At 69.0% G+C, this 20,915-nt stretch carries 19 protein-coding genes; 5 read left to right on the top strand and 14 right to left on the bottom strand.

The features are described from left to right. The first annotated feature begins 59 nt into the window (after window positions 1–59). Both AB8M46_RS37350 and AB8M46_RS37355 read left to right on the top strand, forming a co-directional pair. On the top strand, window positions 60–1,445 hold the full coding sequence (locus AB8M46_RS37350; RefSeq protein WP_394363233.1) for an FAD-binding oxidoreductase: 1,386 nt from the start codon (window positions 60–62) through the stop codon (window positions 1,443–1,445). 93 nt (window positions 1,446–1,538) lie between these two features. Next, on the top strand, window positions 1,539–2,759 hold the full coding sequence (locus AB8M46_RS37355; protein ID WP_394363288.1) for a glycoside hydrolase family 88 protein: 1,221 nt from the start codon (window positions 1,539–1,541) through the stop codon (window positions 2,757–2,759). A 140-nt stretch (window positions 2,760–2,899) separates the two neighbouring features. Here the strand turns inward: AB8M46_RS37355 and AB8M46_RS37360 are convergent, their stop codons facing one another. Next, on the bottom strand, window positions 2,900–3,328 hold the full coding sequence (locus AB8M46_RS37360) for a DUF4396 domain-containing protein (RefSeq protein WP_394363289.1): 429 nt from the start codon (window positions 3,326–3,328) through the stop codon (window positions 2,900–2,902). Between the two features lie 260 nt (window positions 3,329–3,588). Here AB8M46_RS37360 and AB8M46_RS37365 point away from each other — a divergent pair, with 260 nt between their 5' ends. Further along, on the top strand, window positions 3,589–4,605 hold the full coding sequence (locus AB8M46_RS37365) for an autoinducer 2 ABC transporter substrate-binding protein (RefSeq protein WP_394363234.1): 1,017 nt from the start codon (window positions 3,589–3,591) through the stop codon (window positions 4,603–4,605). Window position 4,606: 1 nt separating this feature from the next. Here the strand turns inward: AB8M46_RS37365 and AB8M46_RS37370 are convergent, their stop codons facing one another. Together AB8M46_RS37370 and AB8M46_RS37375 are read right to left on the bottom strand one after the other, a co-directional pair. Next, complete coding sequence (locus AB8M46_RS37370; protein WP_394363235.1) at window positions 4,607–5,830, bottom strand: DUF6923 family protein; 1,224 nt, start codon at window positions 5,828–5,830, stop codon at window positions 4,607–4,609. Window positions 5,831–5,834: 4 nt separating this feature from the next. Then, entirely contained in the window at window positions 5,835–6,599 is a 765-nt protein-coding gene (locus tag AB8M46_RS37375; RefSeq protein WP_394363236.1) for a hypothetical protein, read from the bottom strand. Between the two features lie 455 nt (window positions 6,600–7,054). Here AB8M46_RS37375 and AB8M46_RS37380 point away from each other — a divergent pair, with 455 nt between their 5' ends. Beyond that, window positions 7,055–8,080 (top strand): family 2 encapsulin nanocompartment cargo protein polyprenyl transferase, encoded by a 1,026-nt coding sequence (locus tag AB8M46_RS37380; RefSeq protein ID WP_037346564.1) that lies wholly within the window; start codon window positions 7,055–7,057, stop codon window positions 8,078–8,080. A 57-nt stretch (window positions 8,081–8,137) separates the two neighbouring features. On the opposite strand, the gene AB8M46_RS37385 is transcribed toward AB8M46_RS37380, so the two are convergent. The 7 genes from AB8M46_RS37385 to AB8M46_RS37415 form a co-directional block, all read right to left on the bottom strand. Then, window positions 8,138–9,265: a CapA family protein gene (locus AB8M46_RS37385; RefSeq protein ID WP_394363237.1), complete on the bottom strand. Its 1,128-nt coding sequence runs from the start codon at window positions 9,263–9,265 to the stop codon at window positions 8,138–8,140. Window positions 9,266–9,399: 134 nt separating this feature from the next. Continuing rightward, on the bottom strand, window positions 9,400–10,716 hold the full coding sequence (locus tag AB8M46_RS37390; RefSeq protein ID WP_378426341.1) for a DNA polymerase IV: 1,317 nt from the start codon (window positions 10,714–10,716) through the stop codon (window positions 9,400–9,402). Further along, a complete protein-coding gene (locus AB8M46_RS37395) occupies window positions 10,703–11,026 on the bottom strand; it encodes a transcriptional regulator (protein WP_016332004.1) in 324 nt (107 codons plus the stop codon). Before AB8M46_RS37395 ends, AB8M46_RS37390 begins: the two co-directional genes overlap by 14 nt. Continuing rightward, window positions 11,023–11,652 (bottom strand): hypothetical protein, encoded by a 630-nt coding sequence (locus AB8M46_RS37400; RefSeq protein ID WP_394363238.1) that lies wholly within the window; start codon window positions 11,650–11,652, stop codon window positions 11,023–11,025. Before AB8M46_RS37400 ends, AB8M46_RS37395 begins: the two co-directional genes overlap by 4 nt. A 20-nt stretch (window positions 11,653–11,672) precedes the next feature. After that, window positions 11,673–12,404 carry an ABC transporter permease gene (locus AB8M46_RS37405; RefSeq protein ID WP_394363240.1) on the bottom strand — a complete coding sequence of 244 codons (732 nt, stop codon included), beginning with the start codon at window positions 12,402–12,404 and terminating at the stop codon, window positions 11,673–11,675. Further along, on the bottom strand, window positions 12,401–13,303 hold the full coding sequence (locus AB8M46_RS37410) for an ABC transporter ATP-binding protein (RefSeq protein WP_125735548.1): 903 nt from the start codon (window positions 13,301–13,303) through the stop codon (window positions 12,401–12,403). Before AB8M46_RS37410 ends, AB8M46_RS37405 begins: the two co-directional genes overlap by 4 nt. A gap of 142 nt (window positions 13,304–13,445) precedes the next feature. Then, a complete protein-coding gene (locus AB8M46_RS37415) occupies window positions 13,446–15,002 on the bottom strand; it encodes an alpha/beta hydrolase (protein ID WP_394363241.1) in 1,557 nt (518 codons plus the stop codon). Window positions 15,003–15,232: 230 nt separating this feature from the next. Between AB8M46_RS37415 and AB8M46_RS37420 the strand changes: the two genes are divergently transcribed. Continuing rightward, on the top strand, window positions 15,233–16,405 hold the full coding sequence (locus AB8M46_RS37420) for a macrolide family glycosyltransferase (protein WP_394363242.1): 1,173 nt from the start codon (window positions 15,233–15,235) through the stop codon (window positions 16,403–16,405). A 72-nt stretch (window positions 16,406–16,477) separates the two neighbouring features. Here the strand turns inward: AB8M46_RS37420 and AB8M46_RS37425 are convergent, their stop codons facing one another. Genes AB8M46_RS37425 through AB8M46_RS37440 form a run of 4 tightly spaced genes read right to left on the bottom strand, consistent with a single transcriptional unit; the run spans window position 16,478 to window position 20,816 of the window. Next, the gene (locus AB8M46_RS37425) at window positions 16,478–18,205 is read right to left on the bottom strand and encodes an aminotransferase class V-fold PLP-dependent enzyme (protein WP_394363243.1); all 1,728 of its coding nucleotides are present in this window, start codon (window positions 18,203–18,205) and stop codon (window positions 16,478–16,480) included. Continuing rightward, window positions 18,202–18,969 carry an amino acid ABC transporter ATP-binding protein gene (locus AB8M46_RS37430; protein ID WP_394363244.1) on the bottom strand — a complete coding sequence of 256 codons (768 nt, stop codon included), beginning with the start codon at window positions 18,967–18,969 and terminating at the stop codon, window positions 18,202–18,204. The genes AB8M46_RS37425 and AB8M46_RS37430 overlap by 4 nt, the downstream gene beginning before the upstream one ends. Further along, entirely contained in the window at window positions 18,962–19,861 is a 900-nt protein-coding gene (locus AB8M46_RS37435; RefSeq protein WP_394363245.1) for an amino acid ABC transporter permease, read from the bottom strand. Before AB8M46_RS37435 ends, AB8M46_RS37430 begins: the two co-directional genes overlap by 8 nt. Continuing rightward, complete coding sequence (locus tag AB8M46_RS37440) at window positions 19,848–20,816, bottom strand: ABC transporter substrate-binding protein (RefSeq protein ID WP_394363246.1); 969 nt, start codon at window positions 20,814–20,816, stop codon at window positions 19,848–19,850. The genes AB8M46_RS37435 and AB8M46_RS37440 overlap by 14 nt, the downstream gene beginning before the upstream one ends. Between the last annotated feature and the right edge of the window lie 99 nt (window positions 20,817–20,915).

The raw sequence follows: 20,915 nt of genomic DNA on the forward strand, positions 1-20,915 counted from the left end.
CCTTGGGCCGCGGCGTCCGCCATCGAGACTTGCGGTAGCCACGACCTGAGGGGGTCCCCATGAATCCGCCCGAAACGACCACGTTGCGCGAAAAGCTCTCCGGCACGGTGGTCACCGCCGCCGATCCGGGCTACGACACCGCCCGCGCCGTGTGGAACGGCGACATCGACCGGCGTCCGGCGGTGGTCGCCGAATGCGCCACCCGCGAAGACGTCGTCACCGCGCTGGCCTTCGGCCGCGAAAAGGGTCTCGAGATCACCGTTCGCGGTGGCGGGCACAGTTTCAGCGGTTCCGCCGTGGCCGACGACGGTCTGGTGATCGACCTCGGCGGGCTACGCCGGATCACCGTCGATCCCGACGCCCGCACCGCGCGGGCCGGGGGCGGCGCCGTCTGGGCCGACCTCGACGAAACGACGCAGCGGTACGGGCTCGCGACGGTCGGCGGCACGGTGAGCGACACCGGCGTCGGCGGCCTCACCCTCGGGGGCGGCTTCGGCTGGCTGACCGCGAAACACGGGCTCACGATCGACAACCTGCTTTCGGCGGAGGTCGTGACGGCCGACGGCCGGATCCTGCGGGCGTCCGAAGCAGAGCATCCGGATCTGTTCTGGGCCTTGCGCGGCGGTGGCGGGAACTTCGGCGTGGTCACGGAATTCGAGTTCCGGCTGCACCGGGTCGGTCTCGCCGAGGTCGGGCTGTTCTTCTGGACACTGGCGGACGCGCCCGACGCGATGCGGTTCGCGAAGGACGTGATCGCGACGCTGCCGCCGGGCACCGGTTCCATGCTCGTCGGGATCACCGCGCCGCCCGCGCCGTTCGTCCCGCCGGAGCACCACTTCGCGCCGGGGCTCGCGCTGGTCGTCGCCGGCTTCGACGGCCCCGAGCGGCACGAGCGGCTGGTCGAGCGGATCCGGGGCGGGCTGCCCACGGCGTTCGAACTCGTCACGCCGATGCCGTACGCGGACCTGCAGAAACTGCTCGACCCGACCGCGCCCCGGGGCATCCTCGCCTACGAGAAGTCGCTTTACGTCTCCGCACTGTCCGAAAAGGTCATCGACGTGATCGCCTCGCGCTTGCCGGACAAGGCGTCGCCGACGACCGTGATGCCGATCGTGCCGTTGCAGGACACGTTCTCGACGGTGCCCGACGACGCGACCGCGTTCGGCGGACCGCGGACGCCAGGGTTCGTCATCGGCCTCGCTGCGACCGCGCCGACGCCGGAACTCCTGGCCGCCGACCGGGCTTGGGTGCGGTCGTTGTGGGAGGAACTCCTGCCGCATTCCAACAACTACGGCGGTTATCTCAACTTCATGAACGAATACGACGAAGACCGCGTGCGTACGGCGTTCGGCGCGGAGAAGTACGCGCGGCTGGCCGCCATCAAGGCGGTGTACGACCCGGACAACGTGTTCCACCACAACGCGAACATCCGTCCCGCTGAGTGACGCGGTTATTCACAACCATGAATGGTCTTCACAAGTCCGTAATCGTCGTGCGAAACTCCCGTGACGCGTTCCCACTGACGAATGGCGGACATTGTGAACGTTTCCCGGCGAACCCTCTTGACCACCGCTGCCGGTGCCGCCGTCGCGGCGACGACGATCACCCCGGCCGCCAGCGCGGCAGGGGAAGAAGCCGACGGGCTAAGGACTTTCCGCCGAACGGCCGATTACGCGGTGACCAAGCTGCGGGCCGTCGCCCCCGGCGTCACGGCCTTTCCGGAGATCACCCGATTCGAGAAATGGACCTATTCGCAGAACGGCGGCTGGATCGGCGGATTCTGGCCGGGCACTTTGTGGCTCGCCTCGATCTACAGCGGTGATCCGCTATTCCGCACACTCGCTATGACATCGGCGGAAAGGCTCGCGCCGCGCCAGTACGAGACCAGGGATCACGACCTCGGATTCCTCTTCTACCCGTCGTGGGTGACCGGTTGGCGGCTCACCGGCGACGAGAAGTGGCGGGCCGGCGCACTCAACGCGGCCGCGTCGCTTATCCAGCGCTACAACGAAAAAGGCCGGTTCATCCGGGCGTGGGGCGCGCTCGGCACGCCGGGCAACGCGGGCCGGGTCATCGTCGACACGATGATGAACCTGGACCTGCTGACCTTCGCGAGCCAGCAGACCGGAGACCGGAAGTACCTCGACATCGCCGTCGCGCACGCGAAGACCACCGAACGGGTCTTCGTGCGCCCGGACGGTTCGACCCCGCACGTCTTCGATTTCGACCCGGAGACCGGCGCCGAGATCGGGCCGAACACCGTGCAGGGCTACAGCCCGACGTCGTGCTGGTCGCGCGGTCAGGCCTGGGGCATCTACGGGTTCACCACCATGTACCGGCGCTCCGGGGATCCGCTGTTCCTGCGGACCGCGCGACGCCTGGCCGACTTCGCGCTGCGCGCGCTGACTCCGGACAACGTGCCGGTGTGGGACTACCTCGCACCGCAGGCGCCGTACGACATCAAGGACTCCTCCGCCGGGGCCGTGATGGCGTGCGGATTGCTCGACCTGGCGAAGGTGGCGAACCGGCCGCAGTACCGCGAAGCCGCGATCCGGATCCTCACCGCGCTGTGCGACACGTGCCTGACCGCGAAATCCACGCGGGCCGAGGCGATCATGGCGCGGGGCACGCGCAACCGGCGGGCCGAGGACGGTGTCGAGGTTTCGTTGCCGTACGGCGACTACTACCTGCTGGAGGGCATTCTGCGGGTGCTGATGCCGAGGGAGATCGACCGGGCCGTCGATCTGTCGAGCGTCTGAGCCCGGCGGGCTTTCCGGCTGCGGCGTGGTGTTGCGAAAGCCACTTTCGCAACGTTGAAGGTTGCGAAAGTGGCTTTCGCAACGCGTTCCGGCGCGGCCGCGCGTGACCAGTGGTGTAACCGGGAGCGCCGAAGAACGGCTCAGTGACCACCGTGGTGCGCGTGGACCTTCGCGTGCCCCAGCCCGCGCCCGATCATCCACTTGTTCACCGGCACCGTCAGCACGAACGCCACCGCCAGCGAGAACACCAGCGCACCCCAGAACAGCAGGGTGCCGAGCCCGGCGTCCATGGCGCCCGGCACCACCAGCATGACCGCGTTGTCGACGATCTCCATGACCGCGATCGACACGGTGTCGGCGGCCAGCGCCACCTTGAGCGCGGCGCCGAACGGCAGCCCCGACTTCAGCACGCCGCGCATGGTCAGCGCGTAACCGAAGACGAAGGCGAGCACCACCGAGAGGATGACCGTCGCCAGGTTGCCGAGGCCGAGCGCGGTGCCGACGACCATGCCGAGGACCTCACCGATCGCACAGCCGGTGAGGCAGTGCAGGGTCGCCGACACCGCCATCGGCAAGCTTGCTCCATGCCTTGCGCCGTCCATACGGGAGACCATACCCCCCGCCCGTATTGAACGCAGGGCGAGTCGTCGCTCACCGTCACCCCCGGAGGCCGACTGGGTAATCGTCCCAGGTCGATGAACTCACTTCCGTAACCCTTTGCGCTCATCCGGTTGACCGGGGTAACCGGAGACCCCTAGTTTCGCCGGAGGTCTCCACCGCGCGTAGACCGATCGGCTGGTTCAGATGGTTCCGTGACTATGGGGTGGAGATGCGAGGGCCGACGAAGACGCTCGTCGTTGCCACTGTGCTCGTTTTGGGCATGGTGTTCGGGCTGGCCGGATGTGACGGCGAAGAGCCGGCGGGCATGGCGGCCAGGCCGATCCGGATCGCGTTCGTGCCGAAGGTCGCCGGCATCCCGTACTTCGAGGCGATGAACACCGGCGGGCGGGCCGCGGCCAAGCAGCTCGGTGTCGAATGGACCTCGACCGGTCCGGTCACGGTGGACCCCGCGGCGCAGGTCTCGATCGTGCGCGGCCTCGTCGACCAGCAGGTGGACGTCATCGCGATCGCGCCGAACGATCCCAGGGCGATCGCTCCCGCGATCACCGACGCGCGGGCCAAGGGCGTCCATGTGATCACTTCGGACACCGACGCGCCGGGCACCGATCGCGAGCTCTTCGTCAATCAGGCGACCTCGGAAGGCATCGGCAAGGCGCTCACCGACGCGCTGATGAAGAAGATGGGGAACGCGGGCAAGTACGCGATCGTCTCCTGTGGCGAGACCGCCGAGAACCTCAACGCGTGGATCGCCGTTCAGCGTGCCTATACCGCTACCCAGTACCCCCATGCCCAGCTCGTCGAGACGGTCTACGCCGGTGAGGACAAGGACAACGCCACCGCGCTGGCCAAACAGCTGATGACCAAGTACCCGGACCTCACCGGCCTGGTCGGCGAATGCACGACGTCCGCACCCGGCGTCGCCGAAGCGGTCCGCTCGCAGCAGAAGATCGGCCGCGTCTTCACCGTCGGCGTCGGGACCCCGCAGGCGATCAAGCCGTACCTGCTGGACGGTTCCGCGTCGCTCTCGGTGCTGTGGAACGTCGAATCGCTCGGCTACCTCACCGCCTGGGCGGGCAAGCAGATCGCCGAGGGCAAACTGCCCGGCCCGTCGAACAAGGTCAACCTCGAACTCCCCGCGATCAAGTACGAGGAAGACAAGAAGACCCTGCTGCTGGGCGACCCGCTCCTGATCACGCGCGAGAACGTGGACCAGTTCAAGTACTGACTCACCGCGCCCGCCGGACGGCACCGGCCGCCGCGCCACCGCCGAGGATCAGGACCAATGCGGTCAAGCCCCACCGTCGTTTCTCCTTCGTGCGGGCGTGCGCGTCGACCTCCGCCGCCACCTCCTTCCGCTCCCTGGGCGCCGCCGAACGAGACGGCCTCGGCGGGGAAACGGGCGGCTGCGGCATCACCTGGGGAGCGGACGTGGGCGCCGGACTCGACGACGGCGAAGGCGAAGGCGTCTGCGACGGACTCGGAGTCGGGCTCGGGCTCGGGCTCGGCGAAGGAGACGGTGACGGACTGGGCGACGGCGGCGTGGAAGTAGGCGAAGGAGTGGGTGTGGGCGTCGGTTTGGGTGGTTCCGGCTTCGGCGGCTCAGGCTTGGGCGGCTCAGGTTCCGGCGCGGTGAGACAGCCCGCGGCGTCCGAACCCGCCAGCGGCGGCCCCGAAAGCACCACGGTCACCTGCCCGCTCCGGTCCAGCCGGTAGAGCACACTGCGCCCGCCGATCCGGTTCGCCGTGGCGTACAGGGCACCGTCGCGGCCGAGCACCACCGAGCCGTAGACGTCGGCGGGCGGGAAACGCGCGTCTTCGGCTTCACGGACCTTGCCGGTCTCCGGATCGATGGTGATCACGGCGCCTTTTCCGCGCCAGGTGGTGGAAACCCCGTACAGCAAACCGTTGTGGTAGGCGAAATCGTTGACGTCGTGGGCGAGCGTGATCGGCCGCAGGAACACCGTCCTGATCACCCGCAGGAACCGCTCCCCCGGCGTCAAGTCCACTGTGTACAGTGTGCCGTTCCTGAGCAGGTACCAGGAATCCCCGCCGATCGCGCCGGCGGTCACCCCGGCGACGGGGCTCCACAGCGGCAGCCGGTTCCCGGCGCGGGTGATCGGGCCGAGGTCCCGGGTCTTCCCCGCCCGGTCGATCGTCACCGCGTGCGCGCCCCGGCTGAGTCCTTCGGCGACACCGAAGACCAGATCACGCGTCGCGGAATAGCCGAGCGCGTTGAGCCGGTAGCCCGGCTCGGTCACCCGTGACGTCGTGCCGGAGCCGACGTCGAGCCAGCGCAGTTTCGACTTGCCGTACGACCCGGTCTCCGCCTGCACCACCAGGCACGATTCGGCGGCTCGCGCGGCCATCGGCGCCAGGAGCGCCGACGCCCCCACCAGCCCGGCGACGGCCACCGTCGCCGCCGCGCGGGTCACCCCGTCCACAGTGCTCACCGGCTCAAGAGATCCTCGCCAGCGCGGCGGTGAACGCGTCCGGCGGAATCCGCACCCCACCGCCGAACGGGTTCTGCAGCTGGTAGATCGCGAACAGCAGCAACGTGACCGTGCCGGCCAGGGTGGACACGATCACCAGATGCGCGGCCAGCCGGGTGCCGCCGAACAGGTTGGGCAGCAGTGCCGAGATGAGACTGCCGAGGATGAGCGCGAACCACACGACACCGCCGACCCGGCCGCCCACGACCGCGTTGAGCCGCTCCTGCCGCGCCTCGTAGACCTGCCAGAGCTGGGTGTTCGCCTCGGTCTTGCGCTCGCGGAGCCAGTCGTCGTCCGTCGGGGCCTTGTCCACCGCCTTGCGCAACCGGTCGAGCTGCGTCCAGCCGGCGTCCGGGAGGGTCGTCTGCCCTCCGGCCATCAGCGGCCATTCCTTCTGCTCGACCGTGGTGATGTACTCGGTGCTCAGCTTCCGGACCTCGTCCTTGACCTCGGTCCCCAGCGAATCGGCGGCCCAGACGGCGGCGACCAGGCTGTCCGCCTCGTGGTAGGAGCCCTCGCGCGCCGCGCTCGCGGAATCGAAGAGGGAGATCAGGATGAACGCGACCAGGACGGCGTGCAGCCCGCCGACGATGGTGAACACCTGGCCGGCGGCGTCGTTGTTGTCGGGCCGTCCTTCGTCCCAGCCGAACTTGCGGACGAGGTAGCCGACGAGTCCCGCGAGGGCCGCCGCGCCGACGACCCAGGCGATGCCGGTCAGGTAAATACCCATTCGAGTCCTTCCAGGCGGGAGACTGCTGAAACTAGTTCACCCTTCGACGAACGGAAAAGACCGGTTGAATCAATTCATACCAGCGGCGGACGGAGAGAAGTCGATCATCACCGGCTCGGCCCAATTTCCCACGACTCGAAACCCTTTCCGACACGCGCCGGAAAGGCCCGTCACCGGTCGGAGAACCCCGCTTCACGACCGGGTGAGCGGCCACCACGAGACGTCACCGACCTCGCCGCATACGGGCATTTCGCGTAGTGACGGCGCCCGATCGGCCGCCGGAGAACGCGCGTCCGGCCCAATCCGGCAAACAGGTGAACCTCTCCGTAGACCCGATCGAGCTGTTTGACCGGGCATTACGCCTTGCTATGTTGACTTTGCGCCCACCCCACTCGAATGGGTATCCGCGAATTGCGAAAAATCGCGGTTCACCGGGTCGACTGAAAGGGAGTCCGTTGACGACCATCGAGACCCATACCGGCGCCCGGCCCGCCGGCGAGGTACTGACCTGGAGCCGGAATCTCCTCGACCCGGCCTTGCGTGAAGCCGTCGACGGACTGCCCGAGTCGATGCGGCTCATCGCCGGTTACCACTTCGGCTGGTGGGACGAACACGGCCGTCCGTCCACTTCGGACAGCGGGAAGGCGCTGCGGCCCGCGCTGGCGTTGTTGTCGGCGCAAGCGGTCGGCGGGGACGCCGAGACCGCCGTCCCGGTGGGCGTCGCGGTGGAGATGGTGCACAACTTCTCCCTGCTGCACGACGACGTGATGGACTCCGACACCACGCGGCGGCACCGCCCGACCGCCTGGACCGTTTTCGGCACCGGCGCGGCGATCCTCGCCGGGGACGCCTTGCTGTGCCGTGCCTTCGAGATACTGGCGCCGTTCGGGCAGACCGCGCTGCGGGTGCTCAGCACCGCCGTGATCGACCTGCTGGAAGGGCAGAGCGCCGATCTGAAGTTCGAGGAACGCGGTGACGTCGACACCGCCGAATGCGTTCGCATGGCCGAGGGGAAGACCGGCGCGTTGCTCGGGGCGTCGTGCACGCTCGGAGCGCTGGCCGGAGAAGGGAGGCAGGATCAGGTCGACCGGCTGACCGAGTACGGGAGGGCACTCGGGCTGGCGTTCCAGCACATCGACGATCTCCTCGGGATCTGGGGCGATCCGGCGGTGACCGGGAAACCGGTCCACTCGGATCTCTCCAACCGGAAGAAGTCCCTGCCGGTGGTGGCCGCGCTCCACTCGGGGACGGACGCCGGGCGAGAACTGGATGCCTTGTACCGCAAGGAAAACCTCGACGCCGCGGAGTTGCCCCACGCGGCGGAGCTGGTGGAACGGGCGGGCGGCCGGACGTGGAGCCAGGAGCAGGCCGACGCGCTCCTGACCGGCGCGCTGCACCATCTCGCCGTCGCGAACCCGGTGCCCCGCCCAGGCGCCGAGCTCGCGGCCCTCGCGAAACTGGTGGTACGGCGACGGTATTGAAGCCGGGCGCGGTAAGGCAGGGGTGGGCGGGGAAGAGCCCACCCCTGTCCCCTCAGGTCAGCGGCCGGGCCGGGTCAAGCCCTGGTCACCGGCACCGCGACTGAGGACGACCTCATCGGTGGCCTTGAGCGCTTCCGCGCCGGCGTTCCCGGCCTGTCCCGCGGTCAGGTCGAGCAGCCGGATCGGCGGGCCGAGCTGGACCAGCGTCGGCATGTATTCGGCCTTGTCGACCTTCCAGCGGTCGCCGTCCCGCACGAACCGGAACCGCGCCGCGGCGCCCTGTTCGGTCGAGCCCTTCGGTTCCGAGTGCCGGGCGACGCTGTTGCCGAGACCGTAGGCCACCCACTTGCCGTTGATCTGCTCGAAGGGCTGCACGACGTGCGCGTGGTGGCCGATGATCAGGTCGATCGAGTCGTCGCCGAGGAGTTTCTTCGCCAGCGTGCGCTGTTCGGCGGTCGGATCGTGCTGGTACTCGGTGCCCCAGTGCAGGCTCGCGAGGACGACCTGGGCGCCCGCCTTCCGCGCGGCCTTGGCCTGGGCGATCACGGCCTCGGCGTCGATCTGGTTGACCAGCCAGGGTTTGCCCGCGGGCACCTTGATCCCGTTGAACCCGTAGGCGAAGGAGATCTGGGCGACCTTGACGCCGTTGACGTCGACGATCAGCGGCTTCTTCGCCTCTTCGGCCGAACGCGCCGAACCGGTGTGCTTGATCCCCGCCTCGTCGAGTTTGTCGAGCGTGCGGGTCGCGCCGTCCACGCCCTGGTCGATCGTGTGGTTCGACGCGGTCGAGCAGTTGTCGTACCCGGTGTCCTTGAGCGCGTCGACGATCTCCGGCGGCGCGCTGAACGACGGATAGCCGCTGTACGGCCCGCCCTTCGGCGCGAGCGGGGTTTCGAGGTGACAGATGCCGAGGTCGGCCCCGGAGATCAGCGGTTTGATCCCGGCCAGCAGCGGCCGGTAGTCGATCTTGCCGCCGCCGTCCTCCTTCGCCTGCTCGGTCAGCGCGGGGTGGATCAGCACGTCGCCGGTGGCGACCACGGTGAACGACCCGTCCGGCGCCTGGCTCACCTGCGGAGCCTCGGAGGCGGCGGGCGGCGGCTGCTGCTCAGGGGTGCCGCTGCACGCGGCGAGCAGGACGGCGGCGCCGAGGAGGGCGGTGGTCTGGCGGACGCGGGAGCTGAACATCGATTCCCTCGATCGGGTGACAGTCCCCTCCATCCTGCCTTACCGGCCCGCCGCCCCGACGAGATCGGCCTCCAAGCACGTGAGTTCCGCCTTCAATCACGTGAGTTCCGCCTTCAATCACGCGAGTTCGGTGTTCAGGCCAGGCAGTCGCCGGGTTCTCCCCGGCGCAGCGCCGGATCCTCCTGGGTGAAGGTCCGCGCGACCCCCGGCCCGCTGGACCGCGTCTCGAACCGGACGGTCACCCGGCCGTGCCCGGCGCCCTGCACCCAGCCGGTGCCGAACTCGTCGTGCACGACGTCGTCGCCGGGCCGCCAGCTCGACGAGACCACGGCCACCGGCGCGGGCGCCCGTTCGACCACCGGCACGTCCGGCGCCGGAACGGAAAGCGTGAACAGCGGATCCTGATGCGGCACCGACAGCCCGGACAACGCGACACCGGCCAGCCGCACCCCGCCGAATTCGGTCGGGTCGATCAGCAGCCGTTCCGCCATCGCGGCGAGCTGGTCGAATTCGTCGGTGGGCGAGGCCATCGTCTCCGAACGCGTCACCGTGCTGAAATCGGTGTGCCGCAGTTTCACCACCACCGTCCGCGCGACCCGGCCTGCGTTGACCAGCCGCCGGTGCGCGTGCACGGCGAGGTCGCGGACCTCGCGCCGCAGGCTCGGCAGGTCGATCAGGTCGCGGTCGAACGTCGTCTCCGCGCTGACCTGCTTGAGCTCCGCGCGGTCGGACACCGGCCGGTCGTCGACGCCGGTCGCCAGCCGCCGCAGGTCCCGCCCGACCACACTGCCCAAAGTGGACACCGCGTCGGCGTCGGAGAGCTCGGTCAGCTGCCCCAGTGTCCGGACGCCGATCGCGCGCAGTTTCCCCTCCGCCACCGGGCCGATCCCCCACAGCACCCTGGTCGGCAGCGGCGCGAGGAAATCGCGTTCGGTGCCCTGGTCGACGACGAGCAGCCCGTCCGGTTTCGCCAGATCCGAAGCGACCTTCGCGACCTGTTTCCCCGACGCCGCCCCGATCGACGCCACCAGGCCGATGTCGGAGCGGATGTGCTCCCGCAGGCGCGCACCGAACTCCCGCACGTCCTCCGACGAAGCCCCGGCCAGTGACGGCGGTTCCGCGAAGGCCTCGTCGAGGGAGATCCGTTCCAGCACGGGCGCGTACGTGGCGACGAGGTCGAACACCTGAGTGCTCAGCAATTCGTACAGTTTGAACCGCGGCGGCAGGATGACCCCGTTGGGCGGCAACAGCCGCCGCGCCTGCGACATCGGCATCGCCGATTTGATCCCGTGTTCGCGCGCCTGATAACTCGCCCCGGCGACCACGCCGCGCGGGCCCGCGCCGCCGACCAGGACCGGGCGGTGCGCCAGGGTCGGCCGGGTCAGCTGTTCACAGGAGGCGTAGAACGCGTCCATGTCGAGGTGGATGACCCACCGGTCATGCCCGCCCATCGCCCGGCACCTCGAGAAGACGGTGCAGGGCCTTCGTGTACTCCTCGAACGCGGCCCGGCCACGGGTGGTCAGCTCGACCAGCGTCACCGGCGTGCGATGTTCGAAGGCCTTGGTGATCCCGACGTAGCCGGCGTCCTCGAGTTTGCGCAGATGCGTCGACAGGTTGCCCGGCGTCATGTCCAGCAGTTGCTGCAACCGCGGGAAGGTGATGCTGTCCCCCGGCCCCAGGCTCGACAGGGCCACGGTGACCCGCAGCCGCGCCTGCGCGTGGATCACCGGGTCCAGCTGGGGCAGCCCGTCCTCACTCATCGCGCCCGCACCAGGAAGACCAGGGACGCCACCAGGAAGCCACCGCCGCCCGCGACGCTCAGCACGAGGAAGTTGTACGGTCCCCCGGCCAGCACGCTCGCCGCGCCGCACGCGATGATCCACACGCCGAGGCCGTACTGCAGTTTGCTCTGCCACAGCATTCCGCCGGCGAGGTACATCAGGCCGGTCAGCATGAGCGCGGTCCCGGACCAGAGCAACGGGATCAGGTCGGCGTCGATGCCCAGACGGATCAGCGCGGTGTTCACCACCGTCAGTCCGCCGAACGCGATCATCCAGCTCCACCCGTACATCGCCCCGACGAGCCGGGACGGGCCGTGTACGCCGCGGCCCGCGCGGATGCCGTAGATCGCCGAGTACGTCATGGCCCCGGCGAAACCGACGACGGTGATCACGGCGGCGACCCACAGCGGCATCAACGCCGTCGGCGGGGCGGAGACGTAGATCAGCCCGAAACCGAACAGCCACACCAGACCCCAGACGGCGAGCAGCACGGCCGGATTCGGCCCGATCTCGCGCCGGGTCCGCTCCGACTGCGTGGCGATGAGCGCGAGCGACTCCTCGGGCGTCATCGGCCGCTCGTCGCCGTCCCGTTCATCCTCCACCACTTGGGAAAACTAACACGGGTTCACAGCCTCGCCGTGTCGAGCCGGAACCTCGCCATCACCACGAGCGCGGGCACCACCAGCCACGCCGCGAGCACTCCGACGGCGGTCACCATGCCCGAGCCGCCGAGCACCGGAGCGCGGCCGATCTCGCCGAGCCAGTACGTCGGCATGAGGTGCCCAGCGGTGTTCATCCAGCCCGGCAGCACCTGCAGCGGGATCCACAACCCGCCGAACATGCCCAGCGGCAGCATCAGCGCGCCGGTCACGGCCTGGACGGTGTCGCCCTTGCCGAACAGGCCGATCATGAGGCCCAGTACGGCGAACGGCAGCGTCCCGAGCCACAGCGTGCCGAAGATCGTGAGCCACTGGCCGGTTTCGAGCCGGATGCCGCGGATCATCCCGGCCGCGAAGATCACCAGCAGGACGGGCAAGGCGACGAACAGTCCGGCCGCCACCTTGACCATCAGGTAGCCGGGCGCGCGCAACGGCGTCAGCCGCAGGGTGCGCTGCCAGCCGTCGGTGCGCTCGGTGGCGACGCGGGTGCCGGTGAACAGCGCGGCGGTCATGGCGCCGTACGCGGCCATGTTCACCATGGTCACCGTCGCCGTCGAGATGCCAGGAGCGATCTCGCGGGCACCGAAGATCCCGCCGAACAACAGGAACATCGCCAGCGGCATGCCGATGGTGAACAACGCGAACTGCGGGCTGCGGACGATGCGCTTGATCTCCAGCGCGAGGTAGGCGGGGTTCATCGCAGCGCTCCCTCAGTCTCGTCCGTGGTCAGCGCGATGAAGGCTTCTTCCAGTCCCACAGCGGTGATTTCGATGTTCGCGGCGAGCGGGAACTCGCGCAGCAGGCCGCGGACGGCGGCGTCGGAGTCGGCACAGTTCAGTTCCGCGTGCCCGGCGCGCAGCACGGCTCGCGAGACCCCGGGCAGCGCGGCGAGCGCGGCTTGGGTGGCATCCGGGACGACGGCGCGCAGCACCCGCCCGGCGACCGCGGCCCGCACCTCGCCGACGGGACCGTCCGCGACGACCCGGCCGTGCCGCATGAGCACCACGCGGTCCGCGTAATCCTCGGCCTCGGCGAGGTAATGCGTCGCGAAGAGGACGGTGCGGCCCGTCTCGGTGTACTCGCGCATCGACGCCCAAAACCGGCGCCGCCCGTCGACGTCCATGGCTGCGGTGGGTTCGTCGAGCACCAGCAGATCCGGATCGCCGACCAGCGCGAGCGCGAACCGGACCCGCTGCTGCTCGCCACCGGAAAGCTTGCCGCAGCGGCGGTTCGCGTACTCGGTGACGCCCGCCCGCTTGAGCACCTCGCGGACCGGCAGCGGATTCCGGTGCAGCGACGCGAACAGGCCGACCAGTTCGGCGACCGTGGCGTCCCGCAGCAGCGTCCCGTTCTGCGCCATCGCGCCGACCATCCCCCGGTCCATCGCCTCGGCCGCGCTGAGCCCGGCGACCCGGACCCGGCCGTCGTCCGGCCTGCTCAGCCCCAGCAGCATGTCGATGGTGGTCGATTTGCCCGCGCCGTTCGGCCCGAGCAGCGCCACCACCTCCCCTGGCGCGACCCGCATGCTGACGTCTTCGACGGCCAGGACGTCACCGAAACGCTTGACCAGCCCTTCGAGGCTGAACGCGTCCGCCATGACTCTCCCCCTTCGAGCACTCTGAACTACAAAGCTCACTCGCACTTTGTAACACAAAGTTCCCTGCTGCGGAAACCCCGTAGCGCGTGAAGGCCCCCTTCCCTCGGCTGAGCCGAGGGAAGGGGGCCTTCACGCGCATTGCTTAGGCGGGCACCCGGGAGGTGGCGGCCTGAGGAACCGAAGCGGGTGCCGGAGGCGGCACCGGGAGCGGCAACGGCGCGCACTCGACGTCGGCGGTGCGTCCCGGCTTGCGGTCGGGCAGCGCCCCGGTCGCCAGGTAGTCGGCGATCCGGTTGTCGACGCAAGCGTTTCCGCGCGGGGTGATGGCGTGGCTCGTGCCGCCCGGCTCACCGATCAGGCGAGCGCCGGGGAACCGGCTGCGCACCTCGAGGCTGCCCTCGTACGGCGTCGCCGCGTCGAGCGTCTCGCCGATCATCAGCACACTCGGCACCTTCGAGCCGTCGACCTTCACCGGCTTGGCAGGCTTCGCGGGCCAGTACAGGCAAGGCGCGTTGAACCAGGCGTTCTGCCACGTGAAGTACGGCGCCTTCTCATACGTGCGCCAGTTGTCGCGCTTCCACTGCTGCCAGCTCGGCGGCCACTTCACGTCCGTGCACTGGACGGCGAGGTAGACGGCGTACCCGTTGTCGTCGCCACGTCCGCCGAAGGCCTCGAACAGACCCTTCATCGTCTGCCAGTCGCCCTTGTTGACGAACTTCGCGAGCGCGTCACCGAGCAGTGTCCAGCGCAGCTGGTAGTACGACGCCTGCTGGAAGACGTCGAGGAGTTCGTCCGGTCCGATGAAACCACCGGCCGGAACGGCGGCCACCTTCTTCAACTGCTCGTTGAAGACCTGCTTCACCGCGGCCTGCGTCTTGCCGAGGTGATAGACGTCGTCGTGCTGCGCGACCCAGCCGAACCAGATGTTCAGGTTGACGTCGAAGGCCACGTCCTGGTTGAGATTCGCCTGGTACCAGACGTTGCGGGGGTCCACAGTGGAATCGAGGACCATCCGCCGGACGTGCTGCGGGAACAGCGTCCCGTAGACCTGGCCGAGATACGTGCCGTAGGAGTACCCGTAGAAGTTCAGCTGCTCCACGCGGAGGGCCTTGCGGATACTGTCCATGTCCTTGACCGTGTCGGTCGTCTTGATGTTCTCCAGCAGCGCGCGGCTGTTCTTCTCCGCGCACGCGTCGGCGTAGGACTTCGAGCGCTGCAGCCAGGTCTTCTCCAGCTGCCGCGTCGTCGGCACATAGTTCGGCCGGTTGTAGTCCATGTAGTCCGGGATGCACGAAAGCGCGGGTTTGCTGGAGCCGACGCCGCGCGGGTCGAAGCCGACCCAGTCGTAGGCGTCGCCCGCGTGGTTCGGCACGCGGGTGCCGCGGGTGGCGAGCAGCAGCCCGGAACCACCGGGGCCGCCCGGATTCGTGAGCATGACGCCCTGGTACTGCGCCTCGGGTGTCTTGTGCTTGACGCGGCTGAGCGCGAGCTGGATCTTCTCGCCGCGCGGCCTCGAATAGTCCAGTGGAACGGACAGGTGACCGCATTCGGCACCGGCGTTGATCAACGTCGGGTCGGTGCACGCTCCCCAGGTGATCGTCTCGACGGGCTGCGCCGCCTCCGCCGCGCCGGCGGGCGCGGTCACCGCGACCGAGGCGAGCGTGGCCGCGGTCAGCGCGGTGATGAGAACACGTCTCAAGGTTTCTCCCTTTCCCTCCAAAGGTGAAAGCCCCGAAACCCTATCCACGTCCATGACCTGCGGAAGCCTTCCGGCGAAGGTCCCTACCAACGGCGGGTCCCGATCGCGGCAAACCGGGCAACCGGTTAATCGGTTGGGAGGCCTCGCGGGCCTCGCTAGGCTGTCGATCATGATCCGCCGCATCCGCGTTCGCGCCCTCTGACCCCACTTCACGGATCCGGACAGGACACATGCAGAACCAGCACATCGCCATGATCGGCTCCACCGCGCCGAGTCACATCTATCCCTCGTTGGCGATCATCCGCGAGCTCGTCGCTCGCGGGCATCGGGTCAGCTACGCCGTGGGCGAGCCGCTCACCGGGTTGATCGCGCCGACCGGGGCCGAGGTCGTCTCGCACCCCTCGATCCTCCCGCTCGGTGATCAGTCGGCGTGGCCGGAGGATCCGGCGTCGCAGATGCGGGTCTTCCTCGACGAAGGCATCCAGGCGATGCCGGTGCTCACCGACTTCTACGACGACAACCGCCCGGATCTGGTGCTGTACGACATCGGCGGGCTTCCGGGGCCGCTGCTGGCGAGGCGTTACGGCGTTCCCGCGGTGCAGCTTTCCCCGACGTATGTCGCCTGGGAAGGCTACGAGGAGGACATGGGCGAGATCGTCACCGCGATCCGGACCTCACCGTCCGGAAAGGACTATTTCGCCACGTTCACCCGCTGGCTGAACGAGAACGGCATCGAGGCCGACGCCTGGGACTGGATCTCCCATCCGGAGCAGGTGCTCGCGCTGCTGCCGAGGGCGATGCAGCCCAACGTCGAGCGGGTGCCGTCGTCGGTGCGGTTCGTCGGCCCGGCACTGGACCCGGAACGTCTGGCCGATCGGAGCTGGACCCCGCCGTCGAGCGGCCGGAAGGTCCTCCTGATGTCGCTCGGCACGGCGTTCACCGACCAGCTCGACCTGTTCCGCGCGTGCGTCGACGGGTTCCGCGACTCGGACTGGCACGTGGTCATATCGATCGGACAGACCGATCCGGCCGCGCTCGGGCCGCTGCCGGAGCACATCGAGGTGCGGTCGTTCGTGCCGCAACTCGCGGTGCTGGAGGCCGCGTCGGCGTTCATCACGCACGCCGGTATGGGCGGCAGCACGGAATCGCTGTGGTACGGCGTGCCGACCGTCGCGATCCCGCTGGCGACCGACGGTTTCGGCAACGCGGCGAAACTGGCCGAACTCGGCGTCGGTGAACAGCTTCCGGCCGACGAGGTGACGGCATCGACGCTGCGTGCCGCCGTCGAGCGGGTGGCCGGTTCGCCCTCGGTGGCCGCGCGGCTGGCCGAGGTGCGGGCCGAGACCCGCGGGAACGGCGGGATCGAGCGGGCCGCCGATGCCGTGGAGTCCTTCCTCCCGTAGTCCCTCAGGAACGCCATGAAAGGTCCTTTCCTTGCAAAATTTGCAAGGAAAGGACCTTTCATGGCACGCGCGTCAGGTGCCCCGGATCTCGTTCAGGTAGTTGTAGATGGTGTATCGCGTGACGTCGAGTTCCCCGGCGAGGTGGTCCACCGAGTCCTTGATGAGGAAGAACCCCGCCTCGTCCAGTTCCCGGACCACGGCCGCCTTGTGGCGTTTCTTCATCAGGTCCACCGGGATCCCCGCCTTCGCCACCGCGCGCCCGACCAGGAACCGTTGCAGGCTGTCGACGTCCGGCGGGAACGTCTCGGGCTCGTGCCCGTTGGCCTTCGGCGCGCCGTCGGACAGCCGGTTGACGCACAGGCAGCCGATCGCGACCCCGTCCGCGTCCCGCAGGAACAACGTCGACGAGCGGATCGCGCGCCCGTCGGGGCCGTGGGTCTCGTAGTTCGTCAGATCCTGCGTCGTACCCCGGCGGACGAGCCCCAGCAGCAGATCCGTCATCGGCCCGCCGACCGTCCGGCCGGTGAGATCGCCCGCGATGGCGACGATCGAGTCCGGCAGCCTGCTCAGATCGTGCAGCAGGACTTCGTTGCCCGGCCCCAGCATCGCGGCGAGCGCGTGCACCGCCGGGACGAGCGCGGTGAGCAGATCGCCGGAGGCCGCGGACGTGACAACGGGCGCTTCGAAGACACGAGCCGGCTTCTTCAGCCGTTCCAACGCCGAACGCACCTGGTCCGCCGCACTCGCCGGAGTGGACGCGTGCGGCGACAGCCGGACGTGTTCCGGCCGCACGGTGGCCGCGATCCCGGCGTTCGCCAGCGCGGAACCCACCTGTTCGGCCGCGTGCCCCGCCAGTGTGAAGGCGAGGATCCCGGCCCGTCGCTCGACGGCGGAAACCACCTCGCCACCAACCGATTTCACGACTTCTTCGAGTTCGCCGATCCGTTCGGCGATCCGCCCGGCGATGGCGCCGACGCCCGCTTCCTCGACCAGTTCCAGCGCGGCCGCGAACGCGCCCGAGGTGATCGGGCTCAGGTTCGAGATCGACCACGCGGCCGCGGTGTCGTCGGCCGGATGGATCTCGTCGTCGAACAGGCCGGGGTCGCGGGCGCCGGTCCAGCCGGAAAGGATCGGCTCCATCCGCTCCAGCGCGCGATCCGACAGCACGGCGAAGCCGGTGCCCCAGCCCGCCCGCAGCCATTTCTGCCCGCCGACGACGAGCACGTCCGCGACCTCCCACGGCGCCTCGGTCACGCCGAAGCCCTGAATCCCGTCCACCACGAGGAGCCGGTCCCCCACCACCTCGCGGATGGTCGCCAGATCGGCGCGGTACCCGGTGCGGAAGTCGACAGCGCTCACGCTGACCAGCGACGTCTCCGGCGTCAGCGCCGCCTTGACCGCGTCCGCGGTGACGTTGCCCAGCAGCAGCCGCCGCACGGTCAGCCGCCCCGCCTGTTCCGCACGCGCCCACGGGTAGGTGTTGGCCGGGAACTCCGCCGCCGACACCAGCGCCTCACCGCCCGGCGCGTTGAACGCCGCCTGGAACAGGCCGAGACTGGTGTGCGGCAACAGCACCGTGTGGTCGGTGTCGCTGCCGGAAAGCCGCGCCGCGGCGGCCTTGGCCCTGGTCTCCTGCCGCATCAAGTCGTCCACAGTGGACGGACCGGCCTTGGTCGAAGCGTCCAGCAGGCTCGCCGTCGTGTCGAGCACGGCGTGCGACGGCGGTCCGAACCGGGCGAAGTCGAGGTACCCGGCGGGCTCGCCGAACTGCAGCAGGTACCGCGGCGAGATCCGCGTCATGCGAGGACCCTGGCCAGGAACTGCTTGGTCCGCTCGTGCTTCGGGGAGCTCGGGAGCTCCCCCGGCGGACCGGTCTCGACGACCGTGCCGTCGGCCATGAACACCACCTCGTCCGCGGCCTCGGCCGCGAACCCCATCTCGTGCGTCACCACGACCATCGTCATCCCCTCCGCGGCCAACGTACCCATCACCGCCAGCACCTCGCCCACGAGTTCCGGGTCGAGCGCCGACGTCGGCTCGTCGAACAGCATCAGCTTCGGTTTCATCGCGAGCGACCGGGCGATCGCGACCCGCTGCTGCTGCCCGCCCGAAAGCTGCGCCGGGTACGCGTCGGCGCGGTGCGCGAGGCCGACCCGGTCGAGGAGGTCGAGTGCTTGCTCCCGGGCCTCGTCCAGAGGGACGCCGAGCACGCGCACCGGCCCCTCGACGACGTTCTGCAGCGCCGTCCGGTGACCGAACAGGTTGAAGCGCTGGAACACCATGCCGATGTCACGCCGCTGCCGGGCGACCTCGCGTTCCTTCAGCTCGTACAGTTTGCCGTCGCGCAGCCGGAACCCGATCGGCTCGCCGTCGACCCAGACCTGCCCGGCGTCGATCGTCTCCAGATGGTTGACACAGCGCAGGAAGGTGCTCTTCCCCGCGCCGGACGGGCCGAGCAGGCAGACGACCTGTCCTTTGTGGACTTCGAGGTCGATGCCGCCCAGCACCTCGGTGTGGCCGTAGCTCTTGCGGACGCCGACGGCCTTGAGCAGTGGCTCAGACACGTTCACTCCTCACCAATGGCGCGGTGCGCAGGGCCTTGGCGGCGCGGGAGAACGCGCTCCGCGACCGGTCTTCGGAGTCGAAGGCGCGCTCCAGGTAGTGCTGCCCCACCCCGGCGACGGTCACCACGACCATGTACCAGACGGCGGCGGCCAGCAGGGTCTCCATCACCAGCAGGTTGTTGGACGAGATGTTGTTGGCGGCGTGGATCAGTTCGGTCACGCCGATCACCGACGCCATCGACGTGCCCTTGAGCATGTTGATGAAATCGTTGCCGGTCGGCGGGATGATCACCCGCATCGCCTGCGGCAGCACCACGCGGCGCAGTGTCGCGCCCGGCGACATCCCGATCGACTTCGCCGCCTCGGTCTGTCCACTGTCGACACTGTTCAGCCCGGCGCGGACGATCTCCGCCATGTACGCGCTCTCATTGAGCGCCAGGCCGAGCAGCGCGGCGGTGAAGGCGGTGATCAGCACGTTGGTCTGCTCGTGCAGCAGGTGGCCGCCGAACGGCAGCGGGATCGAGATGAACTCGAAGACCAGCGCCAGGTTGTACCAGATCAAGATCTGCAACAGCACCGGAAGCCCGCGGAACAGCCAGATGTAGCCCGCCGCGAACCAGCGTGCCACCGGATTCGCCGACCGGCGCATCAACGCGATCACGATCCCGATGACGATCGCCGATGTCTGCGCGATCACCGCGAGCAGCACGGTGTTGAGCAGGCCGACCGCCATCACGCGGTACCACAGGAACTCGGGGACCGAATCCCACTGGATCTGGGCGTTGCCGAGCGCGATCCCGAGCAGGATCAGCAGCGCCAGGATGATCGCGGCGCTGACCCACCGGCCCCAGTGTTTGCGCCGGACGATCGGCAGCGGCTCAACTTCCGCCATTGAGCTTCGCCTCCTTGAGCGCGCCCTGCTCGACGCCCCAGGCCTGGAGGATCTTGCCGTAGCCGCCGTCGGCGATCAGCGACTGCAGTGCCTTCTGGATCGACTCGGCGAGCGGCTTGTTCTCCTTGTTGACGCCGATCCCGTACGGCCCGCCGTTGATCGGCTCGCCGGGGACGACCTCGAAGAACTTGCCCTCGCCCGCGGTCCGCGAGATGTAGACCGCGCTGGGCAGGTCGTTGAGGATGGCGGCGACCCGGCCGGTGCGGAGCTGGTTCTGGTTCTGGGTGTCGGAATCGGTCGCGGTGACGGTCAGCGCGGGCTTGCCCGCTTGCGCGCATTTGCCGTTCTGTTCTTCGGCGAACTTCTGGTGGCTCGTGCCCTGCACCACCGCGACGTTCTTGCCGCACAACGTGTCCGGGCCGGAGATCCGGTCGGGGTTGCCCTTGCGGACCATGATCGTGATGCCGGACGAGAAGTAGTCGACGAAATCGATCTGCGCCTGACGGGTCTTCGTGTCGTTCATCGCGGCCATCGTGAGGTCGACGCGGCCGGACTGGAGGCTCGTGATCAGCGAACCGAACGCCATGTCCTGGTGGTGCACGGCGACGCCCAGCTTCTTGCCGATGGCCTTGGCGAGGTCGACCTCGTAGCCGATCGAGGTCTTGCCGTCGGCGGCGTAGAAGTTGTTCGGCGCGGACTGCAGGTTCGAGGCCAGGTGCAGCATCCCGGCCTGCGTGTACTTCGCGGGCAGGGTGCCGGCGACGGCGGCGTCCTTCTGGACGGACTCGATCAGCGCGGTCGTGTCCGGGATCGCGGCGGGCGCGCCGGGGGCCGCGGGTTCCTGGCCGCCGGCGCCGTCGGGCCCGCCTCCGCAGGCCGCGGTGACGAGCGCGGCCAGGCCGGTGAGCACGGCCAGGCGCCAGGTTCGGTTCAGGGTGAGCGGCGTCGACGGCATGACGGACCTCCACGGGGGCTTCGGGTGGTCGCCGACGCTACAACTGGGTGTTGAAGAGGTCAACTGGCTGTTGAAATCTTGTCCGGTCAGATGTCATGA

Source organism: Amycolatopsis sp. SB7-3 (assembly GCF_041021335.1).
GTDB classification, from domain to species: Bacteria; Actinomycetota; Actinomycetes; order Mycobacteriales; family Pseudonocardiaceae; genus Amycolatopsis; species Amycolatopsis japonica.

Bases quoted from the DNA above. Each gene is read 5' to 3' on its own strand.
- AB8M46_RS37350 (WP_394363233.1), top strand. From the start codon at position 60: ATGAATCCGCCCGAAACGACCACGTTGCGCGAAAAGCTCTCCGGCACG.
- AB8M46_RS37360 (WP_394363289.1), bottom strand. From the start codon at position 3,328: ATGGCGGTGTCGGCGACCCTGCACTGCCTCACCGGCTGTGCGATCGGT.
- AB8M46_RS37365 (WP_394363234.1), top strand. From the start codon at position 3,589: ATGCGAGGGCCGACGAAGACGCTCGTCGTTGCCACTGTGCTCGTTTTG.
- AB8M46_RS37375 (WP_394363236.1), bottom strand. From the start codon at position 6,599: ATGGGTATTTACCTGACCGGCATCGCCTGGGTCGTCGGCGCGGCGGCC.
- AB8M46_RS37385 (WP_394363237.1), bottom strand. From the start codon at position 9,265: ATGTTCAGCTCCCGCGTCCGCCAGACCACCGCCCTCCTCGGCGCCGCC.
- AB8M46_RS37390 (WP_378426341.1), bottom strand. From the start codon at position 10,716: ATGGGCGGGCATGACCGGTGGGTCATCCACCTCGACATGGACGCGTTC.
- AB8M46_RS37395 (WP_016332004.1), bottom strand. From the start codon at position 11,026: ATGAGTGAGGACGGGCTGCCCCAGCTGGACCCGGTGATCCACGCGCAG.
- AB8M46_RS37405 (WP_394363240.1), bottom strand. From the start codon at position 12,404: ATGAACCCCGCCTACCTCGCGCTGGAGATCAAGCGCATCGTCCGCAGC.
- AB8M46_RS37410 (WP_125735548.1), bottom strand. From the start codon at position 13,303: ATGGCGGACGCGTTCAGCCTCGAAGGGCTGGTCAAGCGTTTCGGTGAC.
- AB8M46_RS37420 (WP_394363242.1), top strand. From the start codon at position 15,233: ATGCAGAACCAGCACATCGCCATGATCGGCTCCACCGCGCCGAGTCAC.
- AB8M46_RS37425 (WP_394363243.1), bottom strand. From the start codon at position 18,205: ATGACGCGGATCTCGCCGCGGTACCTGCTGCAGTTCGGCGAGCCCGCC.
- AB8M46_RS37435 (WP_394363245.1), bottom strand. From the start codon at position 19,861: ATGGCGGAAGTTGAGCCGCTGCCGATCGTCCGGCGCAAACACTGGGGC.
- AB8M46_RS37440 (WP_394363246.1), bottom strand. From the start codon at position 20,816: ATGCCGTCGACGCCGCTCACCCTGAACCGAACCTGGCGCCTGGCCGTG.